This is a genomic window from Rhizobium terricola, from assembly GCF_012927355.1.
In the GTDB taxonomy this organism is placed as follows: Bacteria; Pseudomonadota; Alphaproteobacteria; order Rhizobiales; family Rhizobiaceae; genus Allorhizobium; species Allorhizobium terricola.
In genome coordinates this window covers 1,430,226-1,450,184 of record NZ_JABBGK010000001.1, presented here as the reverse complement: position 1 = coordinate 1,450,184, position 19,959 = coordinate 1,430,226, and the positions used below count along the sequence as shown (strand labels likewise).

At 63.1% G+C, this 19,959-nt stretch carries 15 protein-coding genes; 12 read left to right on the top strand and 3 right to left on the bottom strand.

What is annotated here, in order from left to right:
• Positions 1-35 precede the first annotated feature (35 nt).
• The 3 genes from HHL25_RS06890 (at position 36) to exoR (ending at position 5,807) form a co-directional block, all read left to right on the top strand.
• Complete coding sequence (locus HHL25_RS06890; protein WP_169588506.1) at positions 36-2,879, top strand: valine--tRNA ligase; 2,844 nt, start codon at positions 36-38, stop codon at positions 2,877-2,879.
• Positions 2,880-3,313: 434 nt separating this feature from the next.
• Positions 3,314-4,459 carry an OmpP1/FadL family transporter gene (locus HHL25_RS06885; RefSeq protein WP_169588504.1) on the top strand — a complete coding sequence of 382 codons (1,146 nt, stop codon included), beginning with the start codon at positions 3,314-3,316 and terminating at the stop codon, positions 4,457-4,459.
• 553 nt (positions 4,460-5,012) lie between these two features.
• On the top strand, positions 5,013-5,807 hold the full coding sequence (gene exoR, locus HHL25_RS06880) for an exopolysaccharide production regulator ExoR (RefSeq protein WP_169588502.1): 795 nt from the start codon (positions 5,013-5,015) through the stop codon (positions 5,805-5,807).
• 79 nt (positions 5,808-5,886) lie between these two features.
• Here the strand turns inward: exoR and HHL25_RS06875 are convergent, their stop codons facing one another.
• Positions 5,887-6,537 (bottom strand): hypothetical protein, encoded by a 651-nt coding sequence (locus HHL25_RS06875; RefSeq protein WP_169588500.1) that lies wholly within the window; start codon positions 6,535-6,537, stop codon positions 5,887-5,889.
• A gap of 175 nt (positions 6,538-6,712) precedes the next feature.
• Entirely contained in the window at positions 6,713-7,498 is a 786-nt protein-coding gene (gene xth, locus HHL25_RS06870; protein WP_169589640.1) for an exodeoxyribonuclease III, read from the bottom strand.
• 173 nt (positions 7,499-7,671) lie between these two features.
• Here xth and HHL25_RS06865 point away from each other — a divergent pair, with 173 nt between their 5' ends.
• The gene (locus HHL25_RS06865; RefSeq protein WP_205927729.1) at positions 7,672-9,174 is read left to right on the top strand and encodes a nucleobase:cation symporter-2 family protein; all 1,503 of its coding nucleotides are present in this window, start codon (positions 7,672-7,674) and stop codon (positions 9,172-9,174) included.
• A 66-nt stretch (positions 9,175-9,240) separates the two neighbouring features.
• Here the strand turns inward: HHL25_RS06865 and erpA are convergent, their stop codons facing one another.
• Positions 9,241-9,573: an iron-sulfur cluster insertion protein ErpA gene (gene erpA, locus HHL25_RS06860; RefSeq protein ID WP_169588498.1), complete on the bottom strand. Its 333-nt coding sequence runs from the start codon at positions 9,571-9,573 to the stop codon at positions 9,241-9,243.
• Positions 9,574-9,780: 207 nt separating this feature from the next.
• Between erpA and HHL25_RS06855 the strand changes: the two genes are divergently transcribed.
• From HHL25_RS06855 to HHL25_RS06820, 8 genes are all read left to right on the top strand, one after another.
• A complete protein-coding gene (locus tag HHL25_RS06855; RefSeq protein ID WP_169588496.1) occupies positions 9,781-10,998 on the top strand; it encodes a deoxyguanosinetriphosphate triphosphohydrolase in 1,218 nt (405 codons plus the stop codon).
• Between the two features lie 60 nt (positions 10,999-11,058).
• Positions 11,059-12,819, top strand: coding sequence for an arginine--tRNA ligase (gene argS, locus HHL25_RS06850; protein WP_169588494.1), 1,761 nt, complete (start codon positions 11,059-11,061; stop codon positions 12,817-12,819).
• Between the two features lie 66 nt (positions 12,820-12,885).
• A complete protein-coding gene (locus HHL25_RS06845) occupies positions 12,886-15,738 on the top strand; it encodes an SPOR domain-containing protein (RefSeq protein WP_169588492.1) in 2,853 nt (950 codons plus the stop codon).
• Positions 15,739-15,856: 118 nt separating this feature from the next.
• The gene (gene nagZ / locus HHL25_RS06840; RefSeq protein ID WP_169588490.1) at positions 15,857-16,885 is read left to right on the top strand and encodes a beta-N-acetylhexosaminidase; all 1,029 of its coding nucleotides are present in this window, start codon (positions 15,857-15,859) and stop codon (positions 16,883-16,885) included.
• A complete protein-coding gene (locus HHL25_RS06835; RefSeq protein WP_169588488.1) occupies positions 16,885-17,748 on the top strand; it encodes a segregation and condensation protein A in 864 nt (287 codons plus the stop codon). The genes nagZ and HHL25_RS06835 overlap by 1 nt, the downstream gene beginning before the upstream one ends.
• A gap of 2 nt (positions 17,749-17,750) precedes the next feature.
• Positions 17,751-18,476 (top strand): SMC-Scp complex subunit ScpB, encoded by a 726-nt coding sequence (gene scpB, locus HHL25_RS06830; RefSeq protein WP_169588486.1) that lies wholly within the window; start codon positions 17,751-17,753, stop codon positions 18,474-18,476.
• A gap of 92 nt (positions 18,477-18,568) precedes the next feature.
• Complete coding sequence (locus tag HHL25_RS06825; RefSeq protein ID WP_169588484.1) at positions 18,569-19,702, top strand: ABC transporter ATP-binding protein; 1,134 nt, start codon at positions 18,569-18,571, stop codon at positions 19,700-19,702.
• Positions 19,703-19,707: 5 nt separating this feature from the next.
• Positions 19,708-19,905, top strand: a complete 198-nt coding sequence (locus HHL25_RS06820) for a twin-arginine translocase TatA/TatE family subunit (RefSeq protein ID WP_169588482.1) — start codon at positions 19,708-19,710, stop codon at positions 19,903-19,905.
• Positions 19,906-19,959: the final 54 nt, after the last annotated feature.

The window sequence follows — 19,959 nt, the reverse complement described above, 5'->3', positions numbered from 1 at the left end:
AAACCGCAACAAGAACCTCGAAGTCTGGTCAGAAAATGCTCGAAAAGACCTACGATTCCGCCGCCGTCGAACCGAAGATCGCCAAGGCCTGGGAAGAGGCGGATGCCTTCCGCGCCGGGGCAAATGCCAAGCCCGGTGAGGACACTTTCACGATCGTCATTCCGCCGCCGAACGTGACCGGTTCGCTGCACATGGGCCATGCGCTCAACAACACGCTGCAGGACATCATGATCCGTTTCGAGCGGATGCGCGGCAAGGACGTGCTGTGGCAGCCAGGCATGGACCATGCCGGCATCGCCACCCAGATGGTCGTCGAGCGCAAGCTGGCAGCTGAAAAGCAGCCGGGCCGCCGCGACATGGGCCGCGATGCCTTCATCGACAAGGTCTGGGAGTGGAAGGCCGAATCCGGTGGGTTGATCTTCAACCAGCTGAAGCGCCTCGGCGCCTCCTGTGACTGGTCACGCGAACGCTTCACCATGGACGAAGGCCTGTCCGAGGCGGTCCTCGACGTGTTCGTCTCGCTCTACAAGGAAGGCCTGATTTACAAGGACAAGCGCCTCGTCAACTGGGATCCGAAGCTGCTGACGGCGATCTCCGACCTCGAGGTCGAGCAGGTCGAGGTCAACGGCAATCTCTGGCACCTGCGCTATCCGCTGGAAGAGGGCGTCACCTACCAGCATCCGGTTGCCTTCGACGACGAGGGCAAGCCGACCGAATATGAAACGCGCGACTACCTTGTCGTCGCGACGACGCGTCCGGAAACCATGCTCGGCGACACCGGCATTGCCGTCCATCCCGAGGATGAACGCTACAAGGCGATCGTCGGCAAGCATGTCATCCTGCCGATCGTCGGCCGCAAGATCCCGATCGTCGCCGACGAGTATCCGGATCCGACAGCCGGCACCGGCGCGGTCAAGATGACCCCGGCCCACGACTTCAACGACTTCGAGGTCGGCAAGCGCGCGGGCCTTCGCGCCATCAACGTCCTGACGGTCGAGGGCAATGTTGCGATCGTTGGCGACGAGGACTTTCTCGAAGGTCTGACCCCGAACCGTGAGCAGGAAATGGTCTGGGGCGAACTTGAGGGCCTCGATCGCTTTGCTGCGCGCAAGAAGATCGTCGAGATCCTCGAGGCCGAAGGCCTTGTCGACAGGATCGAGCCGCACAAGCACATGGTGCCCCACGGTGACCGCGGCGGCGTTCCGATCGAGCCGCGGCTGACCGAGCAGTGGTATGTCGACGCCAAGACGCTGGCCAAGCCGGCGATCGAGAGCGTTCGCGCGGGCCGCACCAAGTTCGTCCCGAAGAACTGGGAAAAGACCTATTTCGAATGGATGGAGAACATCCAGCCGTGGTGTGTCTCGCGCCAGCTGTGGTGGGGGCATCAAATTCCGGCATGGTATGGTCCGGATGGTCAGGTCTTCGTTGAGAAGACCGAAGAAGAGGCGCTCGACGCGGCCGTCCAGCACTATCTGGCCCATGAGGGACCGTGGAAGGCCTGGGTTCAGGAGAAGCTCGAAAACTTCGCGCCGGGCGATATCCTGACCCGCGACGAGGACGTTCTCGACACCTGGTTCTCCTCCGCGCTGTGGCCTTTCTCGACGCTCGGCTGGCCGGGCTCCACCCCGGAGCTCGCCAAATACTATCCGACGGACGTGCTCGTCACCGGCTTCGACATCATCTTCTTCTGGGTCGCCCGCATGATGATGATGGGGCTGCACTTCATGAAGGACGATGCCGGAAACCCGGTCGAGCCCTTCCACACGGTCTATGTTCATGCGCTCGTTCGCGACAAGAACGGTCAGAAGATGTCGAAGTCGAAGGGCAACGTCATCGACCCGCTCGAACTGATCGACGAATACGGCGCCGACGCGCTGCGTTTCACGCTCGCCATCATGGCGGCGCAGGGACGCGATGTGAAGCTCGATCCGGCCCGCATCGCCGGCTATCGCAACTTCGGCACCAAGCTGTGGAACGCGACCCGCTTTGCCGAGATGAACGGTGCGAAGAGCGATCCGCGTTTCTTGCCGGAGACCACGACGCTTGCGATCAACCGCTGGATCCTGACCGAGCTTGCCCGCACGGAGACCGAGGTGACCGAGGCGATCGCCGGGTTCCGCTTCAACGACGCTGCCGGCAGCCTCTACCGCTTCGTCTGGAACAGCTTCTGCGACTGGTATCTCGAACTGCTGAAGCCGGTCTTCTCCGGCGACGACGAGAAGGCCAAGGCAGAGGCGCAGGCCTGCGCGGCCTATGTCCTCGACGAAACCTACAAGCTCCTGCATCCGTTCATGCCTTTCATGACCGAGGAGCTCTGGGCCCACACCGCCGGTGAGGGCAGGACGCGTGACACGCTGCTCTGCCATGCCGCCTGGCCGGCGCCCGAGTTTGCCGACGAGATGGCAGCGGCCGACATCAACTGGCTGGTCGATCTCGTTTCGGGCATCCGTTCGGTTCGCGCCGAGATGAACGTGCCGCCGGGTGCCGTGGCCCCGCTCGTCGTGGTGGCGGCAAACGGGGTGACCCGCGACCGGCTCGCCCGTCACGAGGCCTCGATCAAGCGTCTGGCGCGCGTCGAGAGCATTTCACTGGCCGATGAGGCGCCGAAGGGCGCTGCCCAGATCGTGGTCGGTGAGGCCACCGCCTGCCTGCCGCTCGGCACCCTGATCGATCTGTCGGCCGAAAAGGCCCGCCTTGAAAAGGCGATCGCCAAGGTGGAGCAGGAGATGGGTCGCATCGCCGGCAAGCTTGCCAACGAGAAGTTCGTCGCCAACGCCAATCCGGAAGTGGTTGCCGCCGAGCGCGAGCGTTACAACGAACTGGAAGCTCAGAAGGCCAGTCTGGACACCGCCTTGAAGCGGGTCGTCGAGGCCGGCTGAGACTGACGCTCGGGCGGCGGGCCTGGATCCGCCGCCTGCAACCCCCGCTCGTGGGCAGGTTGTAAAGAATCGGCGTCGAAACGTCGAAACCACTCCTGAATCTCCGCTCGAATCAACCGTTTGCCCGGAATTGCGCGAGCACGTCTGTCTTCATTCGCTCGGTTTTGTGAATTGTGATCTTTCGCACACAAATTGAGATTTGTGGCAGTCGGGCAACGGTTTGCTGAGGTGTTGGAATTAAAATCCAAGAACGAATTCTTAACCGCGTCGATGTAGAAATAATTTCTACGGTCGATACAATCTTACGTGCACGTAAGAATGTTTACGTAAATTTCGATGTAAAATCCCCGTGATCAGGGGTGCCTGCGGTAGATTGTCATTCGGTGAGACGTGGATACACTGACAACCAGTTGATGCCAGTAGTGGGGAGAGAGATGGCAACCAATCTCAAGAAGACGGCGGTTTTGTGTTTGCTCGGCGTAAGCGCGCTGGCAACGAGCGCCCAGGCAGGCGGCTGGAGCCGCGGCGAGGCCGATACGGATATCCTGTATGAGGACGGTCAGTATGTCATGCGTGGCGGTGCGACCCTCGTGGTTCCGCATCGTCAGTTCGCAACGATCAACGGTGCAGATGCTACCGATGATGCGTTCTCGCAGAAGTACTGGATCCCGAGCATGGCGTTCAAGTTCCAGGCGACTGAGAACTTCGGCTGCGCCCTGACCTATACGCAGCCCTTCGGCGCGGACGCGGATTACGGCACGCAGGCCCAGGCGGCCAGCCCGACCCGGACGAGGCACAAGGACTTCATCACCAATGAATACGGCGCGACCTGCGACGTCAGCATGCAGGCTGGCAAGGGTCGTCTCCATTTCCTGGGTGGCGTGTTCATGCAGGACTTCTCCTACACAGCGAACAGCATCGCCGGCACGCTTAACCTTGAAGACGATTCGGCCTTCGGTTATCGCTTCGGTGTTGGCTACGATATTCCCGAATACGCCCTTCGGGCCCAGTTGATGTACCGTTCGGCAGTCGAGCATGAGGCTGATGAGGGTACCATGGACTGGAACCCGGCAGTACGTCCGGGCTGGGGTCTGCGCGATGCTTTCGGCAGTGGTACGCTGCCGCAGTCCGTGAAGCTCTCCCTCCAGAGCGGTGTAGCGCCGGGCTGGATGGTCTACGGTTCGGCCAAGTGGACTGACTGGAGCGTCATGGATTCGCTGGACTACAGCCTTGGGACGCCTGCTCCGGGCGTCTATTCGGCCCAGCATGACGTCTATAACTGGCAGGATGGCTGGACGCTCCAGGCCGGTGTAGCTCACGCTTTCTCGGAAAAGTTCGCCGGCACGGTCAACGTGACCTGGGACAAGGGTGTTGACACCGGCGCCGACATCTACTCCGACACGTGGACTATCGGTGCAGGCGTGTCCGTCAAGCACGGCCCGGGCGAACTGCGCTTCGGCGGTGCCGTCAGCTATCTGACGGAAGGCAGCCAGTCTACGGCAACCGGTGCAACCTACAACGCGACCGCGGATGGCGACTGGGCCTACGCGATCTCTGGTTCCTACCGGATCACCTTCTAAGATCGTCAAGGATCGAGGAACGCACGTTTGGAGAAAGCCCGGCTTGCCCGGGCTTTTTTCGTAAACGGAGGCATGAGGTCGTGTACCGGAATGTGACGGATTTGCAACATGACCTGAATCCTCGTCGCGGCGCCCCGCATCGGCCAATTTTGTCCATTTCCCGCCACAAACGAAGCGCAGCGATCTAGGAACAAAGCGCGGGTGTGCAGTTTTGAGTAAGCGTGGCGTGAGTGGGTATGGGGCAAGGCAGTCGAAATAACTCCCGAAATTCAAGTGTCGAAGGCGTGCCGCCGGGTTTGGGTGCGGTCTCAGGCCTTTCTGGCGCGGTCTGTCGAGATACAGTCGCAGTCTTGCCCGAAACGAGAAATAAGCTCCATTTCGTCGCTTATGGAAAGCTGATCGTCGGAAATACGACGGATACGGACGCGTGGCGGGATGATGAACCGGATGTTCATCGTTCGATGCCAGAGTTACTTACAGACAAGGCTGCGCCTTCGATGATGAACGAATGGGCATGCTGATGTCTGCAGTGTTGTGGAAGAAATTCGGGATTATGCAGACAACAGACTGGAAGTCTCCGGCTACCTTGCTTCTCTCCGCCTTCCTGTTCCTGATGGCGGGGACGGCCGGACACGCATTCGACATCAATGCCGGCGTCAGCAAGGAGTCCGGACCCTTCGACCTCTTCAAGTTCGGTTTCAAGGCCTACAAGAACGGCCAGAAGCAGGAGGCCGTGGAAGCCTACCGCTATGCGGCCGAAAAGGGCCACACCGGGTCGCGCTGGGCGCTCGCCAACATGTATGCGGACGGCGACGGCGTGGTCGAGGACGACTTTGCCGCGTTCAAGATCTATGCTGAGATCGCCAGCCAGGGCGTCGAACCGGGCTCCGAGGACACCGGCTTTTTCGTCAATGCTCTGCTGTCGCTTGCCCGCTATTATCGCCAGGGCATTCCGGGCAGCCCCGTCCAGATCGATCTCACCCAGGCGCGGCAGCTCTATTTCCAGGCGGCGTCCACCTTCGGCGTGCCCGAAGCGCAGTTCCAGCTGGCCCGGATGATCCTGGCCGGCGAGGGCGGCAAGACCAATGTCCAGCAGGCTAAGAAGTGGCTGAACCTTGCCCGCAAGAGCGGCCATCCGGGTGCCATGTCGATCTTCGGCAACGTGCTGTTCCAGGAAGGCCAGACGGTTCGAGGCCTGGCATTCCTGACGGCGGCACTCGACAAGTGTCCGCCCAAGGACTGCGGCTGGATGCAGGATCTGCAGGAGCAGGCCTTCTCCATCGCCAACGAGGAAGACCGCCGTGTCGCGGTCGCGCTCGCTCCGCAGGTCTACAGCCAGACCGAATGACGATGGGAGTGGGTTTTACCCAGTCCGTCAATCTTTAGAGAAGGCGCCCCGCGGGCGCCTTTCGCATTCTGACAGCCTGTCAGGCGCCGTCCGTGGCGGTCGGCCAGGTGACATAGACATAGGTCCCGTCGACGGTCAGGAAGCTGGCGCTTTCCCCGGTCGCCTTGTCGATATGGGCGCCTGTCTCCGTCAACTCGTAGCCGCCCGTCTTGTCCCGGCTGAGTTGGCTCTTGAGGAAACTCGACCAGTCGGTGCGGGCGATCTCATCCGCTGTCCGGTCGCCCGTTTCGCCGTCAGTGTCCCAGGCCTTGAGCTGCCGACCATTGACGGCATCCGTGACCGTCAGTGTCCCGTCTTCGAGTGCCGCGAGCATTTCCTTGGCTTTCAGGGCTGCATCGCCCGAGGTCGTCATTTCCTCAAGCTTCGCCTTCAGCCCGTCCATGAACGAGGCCGTCTGGATGTCGTCCGAGACCGCGGCTTTCACTTCCGTGCTGTCCTCCGTGCCGCCGGCGGCGTCAATGGCGCGCAGGAGGCTGGTGTCATAGGTTTCGACTTCGCTGTCGTCATCCTGACCATAGTCCGCCATGAGGCTGCTGAGAGCGGAACTGTAGTAGTTGTCATTTCCACCGCTGCCGCTGCTGCTGCTTCCGGTGGACTGCTTTTCTTCCTTCAAGACCCTGAGGAGGATCTGGGCGGTCGCAAGCTGGGCAGAATTGATAGATGAAACCATTGAAATATCCCGCTTTCTGTCGCCGGCAGCGGGTTAACGGCAGGACGCAATTGTCCGCCGCTCTTTCGAGTTCGTTCCCGCACGGGCTCAGGACAAGGTTTAGCGCCGAGGACTTGCCCAGGCCTTGCCTTGGTGCAAGCCTTCACACCTCAAGCTGCCGGGTATTCTGGGCCGCTCAGAAGTCGAAGACAGCAGCCACAGGAACGTGGTCCGAGGGTTTTTCCCAGCTGCGGACATGCTTTTCGATCGATGCCGAAAGCAACCGGTCGCTGGCTTCGGGTGAAAGCATCAGATGGTCGATCCGGATGCCGTTGTTCTTCTGCCAGGCACCCGCCTGGTAATCCCAGAAGGAGTAGAGCAGGGGATCGTCGCTCGTCGCACGGACGGCGTCTACGAGCCCGAGATTTTCCAGCCGGCGGAAGGATTGTCGAGTCTTCGGCAGGAACAGCGCGTCACCCTCCCAGAGTTTGGGGTCGCGGCAGTCATGCGGCTCGGGGATGACATTGTAGTCGCCGGCCAGGATGAACGGTTCCTCGAGCGCGAGCCGGCTCTCGGCGAATGCCTTCAGGCGCTCCATCCAGGCGAGCTTGTAGGGATATTTCACCGGATCGTCGGCTGGATTGCCGTTGGGCAGGTAGAGTGAGCAGATCCGCACGACACCGCCGTCGATCGAGAACACGGCTTCGATGAAGCGCGCCTGCTCGTCCTGGTCGTCGCCGGGCAGGCCGCGGCTGACTTCGTCCGGCTTCATCTTGGAGAGGATCGCCACGCCGTTGAAACCCTTCTGGCCGTGGGTCTCGACATGATAGCCGAGTGCCTCGATCTCGAGACGGGGAAAGCCTTCGTCGACCGACTTGATTTCCTGCAGGCACACCACGTCCGGGGCCGAACTCTCGAGCCACTCGCAGAGGTTGGCGATTCGCGCCTTGACGCCGTTGATGTTCCAGGTGGCGATCTTCATGGACATGGTTCCCTTTTCTGATCCCCTACATAGCCGATGACGCGTCATTTGCCACCGTCTTTGCGGTGTTTCCGTCGGTAGCGCTTTGACAATTCACGGTTCTCGATCATGCTCGCATTGCCGGCCTGTTGGGAGGGAAGGCCTGCTCCACCAAGAACAAGGGGACCAGCTCAATGTCGGAAATTCCAAGCCAGACCCATCCGGTCGACGAGGTGCTGCCGCTGTCGCGGCTCGCCGCCCTCGGCCTCCAGCATGTTCTCGTCATGTATGCCGGGGCGATCGCCGTGCCGCTCATCGTCGGCCGCGCGCTCAAGCTGCCGCCGGAAGACGTCGCCTTCCTCATCTCCGCCGACCTATTTGCCTGCGGGATCGTCACGCTGATCCAGTCGTTCGGGCTCACCCAGTGGTTCGGCATCCGGCTGCCCGTCATGATGGGCGTCACCTTCGCTTCCGTCGGGCCGATGGTCTCCATGGCCAATGTCACCGGCGGACCGGACGGGGCACGCCTGATCTTCGGCTCGATCATCGGCGCAGGCCTTGTCGGCATCCTGATCGCGCCGCTGGTCAGCCGCCTGCTGCGCTTCTTTCCGCCGGTCGTCACCGGCACGATCATCCTAGTGATCGGCGTGTCGCTGATGCGCATCGGCATCAACTGGATCTTCGGCAATCCGGTCGGGCCGACCGCCCCGAGCATTCTAGACCCGGCCCATGCCAAATGGCTGGAGGACGTGAAGGCCCTTGCCGCGACCGGTGCAGGGACCATTCCCGAAATCCCGGCCAAGCTCGCGCTAGCGCCGGGCGTGCCGAACGCGGCCTATGCCCCGCTTTCAGGCATCGGCGTCTCGGCGATCGTCCTCGTGTCGATCCTGCTCATTGCACGGTTCGCCAAAGGCTTCGTCGCCAACATCTCGGTTCTCCTCGGCATCGTGATCGGCGGTATCGTTGCGGCTGCCGCCGGCATGATGCATTTCGACAAGGTCGCGAGTGCCGCCTGGTTCGCCCCGATCATGCCCTTCCATTTCGGGACGCCGATCTTCGATCCGGTGCTGATCGTCACCATGACGATCGTCATGATCGTCGTGATGATCGAATCGACCGGCATGTTCCTGGCGCTCGGCGACATGACCGGAAAATCGGTGACACGTCCTATGCTCGCAGCCGGCCTGCGCACCGACGGCCTGGGCACGCTGATCGGCGGCATCTTCAACACCTTCCCCTATACGAGCTTCTCGCAAAATGTCGGCCTCGTCGGCGTGACGGGCGTGCGCTCCCGCTTCGTCTGCGTGACGGGGGGTGTCATCCTCATCGTGCTTGGCCTGCTGCCGAAGATGGCGGCCCTCGTCGAGTCCCTGCCGACGGTGGTGCTCGGTGGAGCCGGGCTGGTCATGTTCGGCATGGTCGCTGCGACCGGCATCCGCATCCTCTCATCCGTGGACTTCAAGTCGAGCCGCAACAACCTCTTCATCGTCGCCGTCTCGATCGGATTCGGGATGATCCCGCTGGTCGCCCCGAACTTCAAGCAGTGGATGCCCCACGCCATTCATCCGCTGATCGACTCCGGCATCCTGCTCGCCTCGATCGCCGCGGTGCTGCTCAACATCTTCTTCAACGGGGCCCAGAACGCCTCGGATGCCGAGGTGCGTGAAGCGGCACTCGCTGCCGATGGCGGCCATTGAAGACGAAAACGGCCGGTCCGGGCGCGTTGCCTGGACCGGCCGGTCTATAAGAAGAACCTGGGGCCTTCAGACTGAAAAACTGGTTCCGCAGCCACAGCTTGCAACCGCATTCGGATTGTTGATCTGAAAGGACTGGCCGAGCAGATTGTCAACGAAGTCGATTTCCGAACCGGCCATGTAGATCAGCGACATCGGGTCGATCAGCAGCGTCGCGCCGTCGCGGGTGATCACGACATCGTCATCCTGCGGCCCCTGGTCGAGGTCGAACTTGTAGGAAAAGCCGGAGCATCCGCCGCCCTCGACGGAGACGCGCAGGGCGCTTTTGTCCGCCTCGCTGGCGACGATTGCGGCGATTCGTTTTGCCGCCGCCTCGGATAGAGTGACGCTTTCGGTGTTCATGTCTGCCTCCTGACGGGTTCAAGGCCCGTGGAAAACCGGGTGTAACATCTGCAATTTCAACACCTTGACACATGCCTGTGGCAAGGCTTCCGTCAATGTGACGGCCGCGCGCTCCGAACGTGCTATAAGGAAGCGACCTTGCGGCGTCGTTGGCTATAGGTATGAAGGCCGACGATGGGCGTCAATGGGGAGCCTGAAGGACGCGAAATGACGATCGACAAGAGTGCATTGGGTTTCGGAACCGGGGAACGGGCGATTTATGCCACTGACCCCTGGACCACGCGGGGGCGGCTTTTCCCCGAAGGAGGAAGCCCGACGCGTTCCGACTTTCAGCGCGACCGGGACCGCATCGTCCACACCACGGCCTTTCGCCGGCTGAAGCACAAGACCCAGGTCTTCATCGGCCCCGACGGCGACCACTACCGCACCCGCCTGACGCACACCATCGAAGTGGCCCAAATCGCCCGTGCCCTCGCCCGCGCCCTGAAGCTCGACGAGGATCTCGCCGAGGGCGTCGCGCTGGTCCATGATTTCGGCCACACCCCCTTCGGCCACACGGGCGAGGATGCCCTGCACGAAGTGCTGGAGCCCTATGGCGGCTTCGACCACAATGCCCAGTCTCTGCGCATCGTGACCAAGCTTGAGCGCCGCTACGCCGAATTCGACGGCTTGAACCTCACCTGGGAGACGCTCGAAGGCCTCGTCAAGCACAACGGTCCTTTGCTGACGAAGGCGGGCGAGGGCACCCGCGGGCCGGTTCCACAGCCGATCCTGGATTATTGCGAGCTTCACGACCTTGAGCTTGAGAGCTATGCCGGGCTTGAGGCGCAGGTCGCGGCCATCGCGGACGACATCGCCTACAACACCCATGACATCGACGACGGGCTGCGCTCGGGTTATCTGAGCTTCGAGATGCTGGAGGACGTCCCCTTCCTGGCTGGCCTGATGCGCGAAGTGCATGATCGCTACCCACACCTCGATCCGGACCGCTTCACGCACGAAATCATGCGGCGGCAGATTACCCGCATGGTCGAGGACGTCATCGGCGTTGCGCAAGCAAGGCTTGCCGAACTCAAGCCGCAGAGTGCGGCAGATGTTCGCGGTGCCGACCTCACCATCGCCACCTTCTCGGACGGAATGGCCGAGACCGACCGGCAGATCAAGAAATTGCTGTTCAGCCGCATCTATCGCCATCCCGACATCATGCGTATCCGGGCCGGTGCCGCACAGATCGTCACAGACCTTTTTCACGCATACATGGCCGATCCCGGCCTGATGAAGAGCCACTACTGGGTCAACCACATCGCCGGACTCAATTCTTCGGCCAAGGCGCGCCATGTCGGCGACTATCTCGCGGGCATGACCGATACCTATGCGGTGCGTACCCACAGGGAGCTGTTTGACCGGACTCCCGAATTGCGATAGGCAGCGCAGCAATTCCACTCCATTTGCTGGCTATGACAGCCGCTTGCGCGGGTAAAAGACATGAACCTCTTCGCCGACTTCGAAACGAGAATTAAGAACGCCCTCGAGCAGATCGACCTCATCAAGGAGAAGCGTTCCTCCCTCGATTTCGGCCGCATCGTCGTCGAGCCGCCACGTGATGCCAGCCACGGCGATGCCGCGACCAATGCCGCGATGGTTCTTGCCAAGGCGCTCGGCACGAATCCGCGCGCGCTCGCCGAGGTGATCGGCGAAAAGCTCAAGGAGGATGCCGACGTCGACGAGGTGACGGTCGCCGGGCCAGGCTTCATCAACATCCGTCTCTCGACGGGCTATTGGCAACGCCTGCTCGCCACCATGATCAGCGAGGGCACCGACTTCGGCCGCTCGACCCTCGGCAAGGGCCGCAAGGTCAACGTCGAATACGTGTCGGCCAACCCGACCGGCCCGATGCATGTCGGTCACTGCCGCGGCGCCGTGGTCGGCGACGCGCTGGCCAACCTGCTCGCCTTCGCCGGTTACGACGTCACGAAGGAATACTACATCAACGATGCCGGCGCGCAGATCGACGTGCTCGCACGCTCGGTCTTCCTGCGCTATCGCGAGGCGCTCGGCGAGAAGATCGGCGAGATCCCCTCCGGCCTCTATCCGGGTGACTATCTCGTCCCGGTCGGCCAGGCGCTGGCCAAGGAATTCGGCGTTCGGCTGCACAACATGCCGGAAGAGGAGTGGATGGCGATCGTCAAGGATCGCGCCATCGAGGCCATGATGGTAATGATCAAGGACGATCTCGCAACCCTCAACGTGCATCACGACATCTTCTTCTCCGAGCGGACCCTGCATGCCGACGGTGCTGCGCGCATCCGCAAGGCGATCAACGACCTGACCTTCAAGGGCCACGTCTATCGCGGCACGCTGCCGCCGCCGAAGGGCCAGCTGCCCGAGGATTGGGAAGACCGCGAGCAGACCCTGTTCCGCTCGACCGAAGTGGGCGACGACATCGACCGTCCGCTGATGAAGTCGGATGGCAGCTACACCTATTTCGCCGCCGACGTCGCCTATCTCAAGGACAAGTTCGATCGCGGTTACGCCGAGATGATCTATGTGCTCGGTGCGGACCACGGTGGCTACGTGAAGCGCCTCGAGGCGGTCAATCGCGCGGTATCCGAGGGCAAGTCGAAGCTCACGGTCCTGCTGTGCCAGTTGGTCAAGCTGTTCCGCGACGGCGAGCCGGTCAAGATGTCGAAGCGTTCAGGCGACTTCGTCACGCTGCGTGAGGTCGTCGAGGAAGTCGGCCGCGACTCGGTGCGTTTCATGATGCTTTATCGCAAGAGTTCCGAGCCGCTCGACTTCGACTTCGCCAAGGTGACGGAGCAGTCGAAGGACAATCCGGTCTTCTACGTCCAGTACGCGCATGCCCGCTGCATGTCGGTCTTCCGGCAGGCGAGGGAAGCCTTCCCCGACCTCGATCTCGAGACGGTCGACCTTGCCGGCGCTATTGACGGACAGATTGTCGATCCCACCGAGCTGCAGCTCGTCGCCAAGCTTGCGGAATATCCCCGGATAATCGAGGCTGCGGCCCAGTCGCAGGAGCCGCATCGGCTTGCATTCTACCTCTATGATCTGGCAAGTTCGTTCCATGCCCATTGGAACAAGGGTAAGGATTCGCCCGAATTACGCTTTGTTAACGATAAACATAGACAATTGACCGTCGCCAGGCTTGGGCTGGTGCATGCTGTCGCCTCCGTACTGAAGTCCGGTCTGTTCGTTACAGGCACTGATGCTCCGGTAGAAATGCGATAGTATCGTCACCATTTACCCACATTGCACTGGCAAGCGTTTTGTCGCGTAGGGTAAGTGGAATCAGTAATGGTACAGAAGCAGGCCGCTTTCGGCAGTCGATTTGGGCAGGATAGTTTCGCGGACGATGATCCGTTGGCGGAACTTGCCCGGATCGTCGGTTTTGAACCGCCGGTCGAGCGCAGTGCCGATCCGGTCCGTCAGGCAGAACCCGAGATACATCAGTTCAATCTCGAAGATGAACTGATGCGCGAGTTCGATGACTATGACGCGCCGCCGCGCCGGCCCATCGAGCCCGTGGTTGCCGAGCCCGTCGTCCCAGATACGTCCCGCAATGCCGAGCCGGCCTACGAGGATGACGTCGCCGAATTCGATGACGTATTCTTCCCCGAGCCGGTCATCGAGCCCCGTGTCGACGCTCCTGTTGTTGCCGCTGCCGTTTCACAGCCGGCGCGCGAAGAGCCATCCTTCTCGACCGACCTCGCGGATGAACTGGAACTCGCCGTTGCCGAACAGGTCGATGAGGCCCCGTGGAGGCCGGTAGAGGCCGAGCCGCGCCTCCGGCTTCCGCTCGCCAATTTCGCGCCGGCCCCTGTCGCCCGTGTCGAGCCGCCGATGACCGTTCCCGCACCGGTCGAGCCGGTTGCTCCCTCCGCCGAGACCGGCTTCGCCGCCGAGGGCTTTCTGTCCGAAGCCGATTTCGACTGGCCGACGCCAACCATCGAGGCAGCTCCGTCGGAAACGCCCGTTGCCGAACAGGTAGCAACCGCGCCCGCGGTCGAAGACGAGGATCCCTTCGCGCTCGACGCTCTGGCTGCCATAACCAGTGACCGTCCGGCCCATGTGGTCGCCGTCGAACCGGTGGCCGCCAGGCCGCGCAGTGAGCCGTCGTTCAATTTCTCCTTCGCCGACGATCTTGCTGCCGACGAGGATTTTTCGGCCGGCACGCCCGTTGCCCCCGTCCAGCATGCGCCGACGACCGAAGCGCCGCAGCGCGCCGAGCCGCGGATGGAAGCCCGTGCGTCGATCGACGAGGCCGAGTTCGATCCCTTCTCCGAGGGAGAGTTCGATATCCAGCTCGATGACATCGAGCTTGATCTGTCGGACATCGAGGAAGATTTCGAAGGATCGCCGGTGCCGTCACGGAATGCCGAGCCCGCGCCGGCTGTTGCCGTTGCGCCTGCCGTCCCGGCCGTCTTTGCCAATGCTGCGCCGGCGTTCGCTGCCGCGCGCTCCTATGCGCCGGTCGCACCTGCGCCTGCACCTTCACCCGCCCCGGTGGTCGCGCGCGAGCCGGTACCGGTTGCCGCGCCGGCGCCCGTCAGGCCTGCGCCACAGCCGGTCTTCTCTGACGAGCCTCTGGCCTTCGATCCCTCGGAGATTTCCGAGCAGGACGATCACCTGGAGTCTATTGCCGGATTGGACGTTCCGGAGGTGCCCCAGCCCGAGGCCGAAGCCGAGCCGGTCAGCTATTCGCACGACTACGACCTGGACATCGACAGCGAGCTTGCATCGCTGTTCGACGAGCCGTCGACCTCGCACGCCGCAGTTCCGGCCAAACCTGCCGTTTCTCAGGCGACGCCGACCCGTCCGGCAGCTCCCGTGACCCCGGCCGCTGCACCTGCTCCGGCTCCTGCCGCATCGTCTTCTTTCCCGCCGATGGACGATTTTGATGCCTTTGAGCGTGCGCTGGAAGAGGACTTCCGCCACACGCTGTCGAGCCCGTCGGACTATGCGAGCCAGAACCCCGGCCGGATCAACATTCCCGTCGAGCCGAAGGGCTTGTCGCGCTTCGCCTTCCTGCGGCCGCGCAACCTGCTGATGGCCGGCACCGCGACGGTCGCCGTGCTTCTCGCTGGCGGTGCCATCTATGCTTGGCTGAACAGCAGCGGTTCGTCGCTTCTGACGTCCGGCGAGCCGCCGGTCATTGCCGCCGACAAGGATCCGGTCAAGGTCGTGCCCGAGGACAAGGGCGGCAAGGCCGTGCCGAACCAGGACAAGGCCGTCTATGACAGCGTTGCCGGCGCCGGTGTTGCCGATCCGAAGCAGGAAAGTCTGATCTCCTCCAGCGAGGAACCGGTCGACGTCGTGCAGAAGACGCTGATCCCCGAGACCCTTCCGCTGGAAGGCGAGAACGACGTCGAAGCCATGGGCACGCCCGTCGGCGAGACCGAGGATCCGCGTCTGCTGCCGGGTGAAACAGCCGCAGAGCAGCCGGCGGCTGCCGATGCCGGCGATCAGCCGACGATTACGCCGCGCAAGGTCAGAACCATGATCGTTCGCCCCGACGGCACGTTGGTCGCCCAGGAGGCGCCCGAGGAGCCTGTCCCGGCACCGCAGGAAACCGCCGCGAAGAGCAGCGCCCAGCCGGCCGCTGTGCCCGCCCAAGTACCGGCGGCAAAGCCGGCGCTTGCTGCGCCGTCGAACGAACCCGCACCGACGCCGGTGAAGACGACCACCGTTCCCGTTACACCGGCGGCTCCCGCCACGGAGACAGCTGCGAAGGCTGCTGCCCCCGTTCCGACGACCCGTCCGCCTGAACCGGCCAAGCCCGCGGTGGCCGAACAGACCGACCTGCGCCCGGCTGCAGAGCCCGTTGCACCCGCTGCCGAGATGGCGGCTGCCGTTCCGGCGATACCGGCTGCAGAGCCTGCGGCCGCTGCACCCGCACCGGCCGCAGGCAGCTACTTCATCCAGGTCGCCTCCCTGCCGTCCCAGGCAGAGGCTGAGAAATCCTACAAGAGCATTTCCGGCAAGTTCGCGAGCGTCGTCGGCGGTCGCGCTCACGAGATCAAGAAGGCGGAGATCGCCGGCAAGGGCACCTACTACCGCGTCCGTATCGCCGCCGGCAGCAAGGCCGATGCTGCCGCCCTTTGCGAGCGCTACAAGTCGGCCGGCGGAAGCTGCCTCGTCACGAAGTAGGCTTTTGCGCCGGGGAAACGAGACAGAAGAGGCGGGAACCCAAGGTTTCCGCCTCTTTTCCTGTGTATGACGCAATGCAGTGCTTCGGGTTTGCAGTCCGGCCTCTTATGATTCGGCCATGACCAAAATCCATACCCCGGCAAAAGCAATGATCCTCGGCTGCAGCGGAACCGCGCTGACGGCCGACGAGAAGGCTCTTTATCGCGACGAACAGCCCTGGGGCTTCATCGTCTTTGCCCGCAACCTCAATGAACCGGCACAGATCTCCGATCTGGTCGCCGAGATGCGCGAGACGGTCGGAGGTCGCAACGCGCCCGTGCTGATCGACCAGGAAGGCGGTCGGGTCCAGCGTATCCGCGAGCCGATGGCCCCCCGCTATCCCGCGGCAGCCGTGCTGGGTGAGCTCTATCGGCGCGACAAGGCACTCGGTCTTCGGGCCGCCTGGCTGATGTCTCGCCTGCACGCCTTTGATCTCCTGCGCTTCGGCATCAACGTCGATTGCCTGCCGGTGCTCGACGTGCCGGTCGAGGGCGCCAACAACGTCATCGGCGACCGCGCCTACGGAAACGACCCGGTGACCGTCGGCGAAATGGGCGAGGCGGCGGCCGCGGGCCTTAAGGCCGGCGGTGTCATGCCGGTGATGAAACACGTGCCGGGCCATGGCCGCGGCATGGCGGACTCGCATCTGGAACTGCCGGTGGTGACCACGCCGCGCGCTGAGCTGGAAGCCCACGACTTTCCGCCTTTCCGGCGGCTGCGTGGCGAACTGATGGCGATGAGCGCCCATGTGGTATACTCCGACATCGATCCGGATCATCCGGCATCGACGTCGCGCAAGGTGATCGACGAGATCATCCGCGGCTCTATCGGTTTCGACGGGTTGCTGATGTCCGACGATGTTTCGATGAATGCACTCAAAGGCACGATCGGCGAACGTGCTGCGGCGATCGCGGCGGGTGGCTGTGACGTGATCCTCCATTGCAACGGCGTGATGGAAGAGATGCGCGCGGTCGTCGGCGAGGCGCCGCTGCTGGAGGGCAGGGCGCGTGAACGTGCCGACGCCGTCGAGGCGGCCTTCGGTGCTGATGACGGTGCGGACGAGGTAGCGATCCGCGCCGAGTTCGACGGTTTGAGGGCGACCGCCTGATGTCGAGACCGGCCGGCACACCCGCAACCCCGATCAAGGCCCCCCCGATCGACGCGTCGACGCCGATGGATAGCCTTTGGCAGGACACCGCCGCTGAGCGGCTGACCAGCGAGCCGGCGCTCGTGATCGACGTTGCCGGTTTCGAAGGGCCGCTCGACCTTCTGCTGTTCCTGGCGCGGAACCAGAAAGTCGATCTGGCGCGTATCTCCGTGCTGGCGCTGGTAGAGCAGTATCTCGAATTCGTCGAAAGCGCCCGCCGCATCCGCCTGGAGCTGGCCGCCGACTATCTCGTGATGGCCGCCTGGCTCGCCTATCTGAAATCGCGCCTGCTGATCCCGCAGCAGTCCAAGGATGAGGGGCCGTCGGGCGAAGAGATGGCGGCGACGCTCGCCTTTCGCCTGAAACGCCTTGAAGCGATGCGCGAGGCCGCGACGCGCCTGATCAACCGCAACCGTCTCGGCCGCGACGTCCATCCGAGGGGTGCCCCCGAACACGTGCCGACCCGCGTGGACAATGCCTACGAGGCATCGCTCTATGATCTCCTGACCGCCTACGCGGCCCTTCGCCAGCGCCAGGCAACCACCCAGGTGACGATTGCCCGCCGTCGCGTCTGGTCGCTGGCCGATGCCCGCGCCATCCTGACTCGGATGATCGGCGAGATCGGCGACTGGACGGCGCTCGACAACTTCCTGCTCCGATACCTGGCGACCCCGGCAGAGCGCGTGACCGCGATCGCCAGCGCCTTTGCCGCCTCGCTCGAACTGGTGCGCGAGGGACGCCTGGAGATCCGTCAGGAGGGCGCCTTCCAGCCGATCTATCTGCGTAGCGGCCCCCGTGCCGGCGAACTGGCTTCGGTGGAATGACGATGGGTGAACCGCATGACGAAGACCTGATCGGCGACGACGAGGAGGTCGCAGTTCCGGATCCGGCGCGCCTTCGCAGCGAACGCGAGGCGCTGCGGATCGCCGAGGCGCTGGTCTTTGCGTCCGCGGAGCCCGTTTCGGAAGGCTTCATTGCCGAACGCCTGCCACGTGACATGGACGTGCGGGCGCTGATGATGCAGCTCAAGGACGATTATGCCGGCCGCGGCGTCAATCTGGTGCAGGTCGACGACCACTGGGCCTTCCGGACGGCGGCCGACCTCTCCTTTGCCATCCGCAGGGACGAGACCGAGGTCAAGAAGCTGTCGCGCGCAGCACTCGAGGTGCTGGCGATCATCGCCTATCACCAGCCGGTGACGCGCGCCGAAATCGAGGACATTCGCGGCGTGCAGACGTCGAAGGGCACCCTCGACGTGCTGATGGAGGCCGGATGGGTGCGTTTCCGCGGCCGCCGGCGCACCCCCGGCCGTCCCGTGACGCTCGGCACCACCCGTGATTTCCTCGATCATTTCGGTCTGGAGGAACTGCGCGACCTGCCTGGTCTGGAAGAGCTGAAGGGCGCCGGCCTGTTGTCCGGACGCATTCCGGCGAACTTCAACATTCCGCTTCCCTTGACCGGCGACGACCTCGCCGAAGACGAGGATCCGATCACCCAGCTCGATCTCGAGGAACTTGGCCTCTTGACACCGGGCGGAGAAGCGGACGAATAGCATCAGGTTTTTAAACGGTAACCCGGCGGTGTCCGGATGGCAAAGGCGACTGCGCCGGCACATCCGCGATTGACAGCCATTCGGGCGGTGGAATGAGTTCGGATACCACGCAAGGCGGCAGTTCGAGACGCACGGCAGGCGTCACTTTCGCAGCTCGACTGAGTTTCGAGGATATTCGCCACGGTTATCACGGCCGCGAGACGCTGAGGGGCGTGTCGCTGACGGCCGAGCCGGGCGAGGTTCTGTGCCTGCTTGGGCCCTCCGGCTCCGGCAAGACCACGCTTCTGCGGATTGCGGCCGGCATCGAGGCTCAGCTTTCCGGCCGCCTGCTGGTCAACGATCGCGAAGTGGCCGGACCTGCCGGCTTCGTGCCGCCGGAAAAGCGCGGCATCGGCCTGATGTTTCAGGACTTCGCCCTCTTTCCACATATGAGCGTCGTAGAAAACGTCCGCTTCGGGCTCACCGCGCTGCCGGCGAAGGAAGGCCTTGCCGAGGCGATGCTGGCTCTGGAGCGCGTTGGCCTGGCGCATTATGCGGAGAAATATCCCCATGCGCTGTCGGGCGGCGAGCAGCAGCGCGTTGCGCTGGCCCGCGCGCTGGCGCCGCGTCCCGGCGTGCTTCTGATGGACGAACCCTTCTCCGGTCTCGATTCTCGGCTGAAGGACACCATCCGGGCCGACACACTGGCCATCCTGCGTGAAACGCGGGCCACCGCGGTCGTGGTCACCCACGATGCAGAGGAGGCGATGCGCATGGCCGACCGGATCGCCCTGTTGAGGGACGGTCGGCTGGTCCAGGTGGGAACCTCCGACGATCTCTATCGCCGACCGAAGGATCTTTTCACGGCCGCTTTCTTTTCCGAAATCAACGAGTTTTCGGGGATTGTCCGCAACGGTCGCGTCGTCACGCCACTCGGCGTTGCCGAAGCGCCGGGGTTTGCGGAGGGCAGGCCGGTGTCGATTGCCGTGCGCCTTTCCGGCGTCGGTGTGAGCCCGGACAGCGGCATCATTCCGGCTCGCGTGGTGTCGCGCCGTTTCCTCGGTGTGGTCGAGCTTCTGGAACTTGCAATTCCCGGAAGCGAGCGCCCGGTGCGTTCGCGGATGCGGGCGGACATACTGCCGCAGGGCCTGCGCGACGTTACGATTTCGGTAAACCCGCAGGACATTTTGGTGTTTGAAAAAGAGTCTGAAACCCCTTACATCGGGGAAACGGAAAACAGGGAGTAACTGTAATGGGTTCTTTTAGCATGTGGCACTGGCTGATCGTTCTCGCGATCGTTCTGCTGCTCTTCGGCCGCGGCAAGATCCCGGAACTGATGGGCGACGTTGCCAAGGGCATCAAGAGCTTCAAGAAGGGCATGTCGGACGACGACGCCGAAAGCTCTGCACCGGGCAAGACCGTCGACCACAAGGCCGACGAAACCAAGTAAGCTCGTATGGACCTGAGGCCGGCCTTGCCGGCCTTTGCTGCTTTGCCATGAATT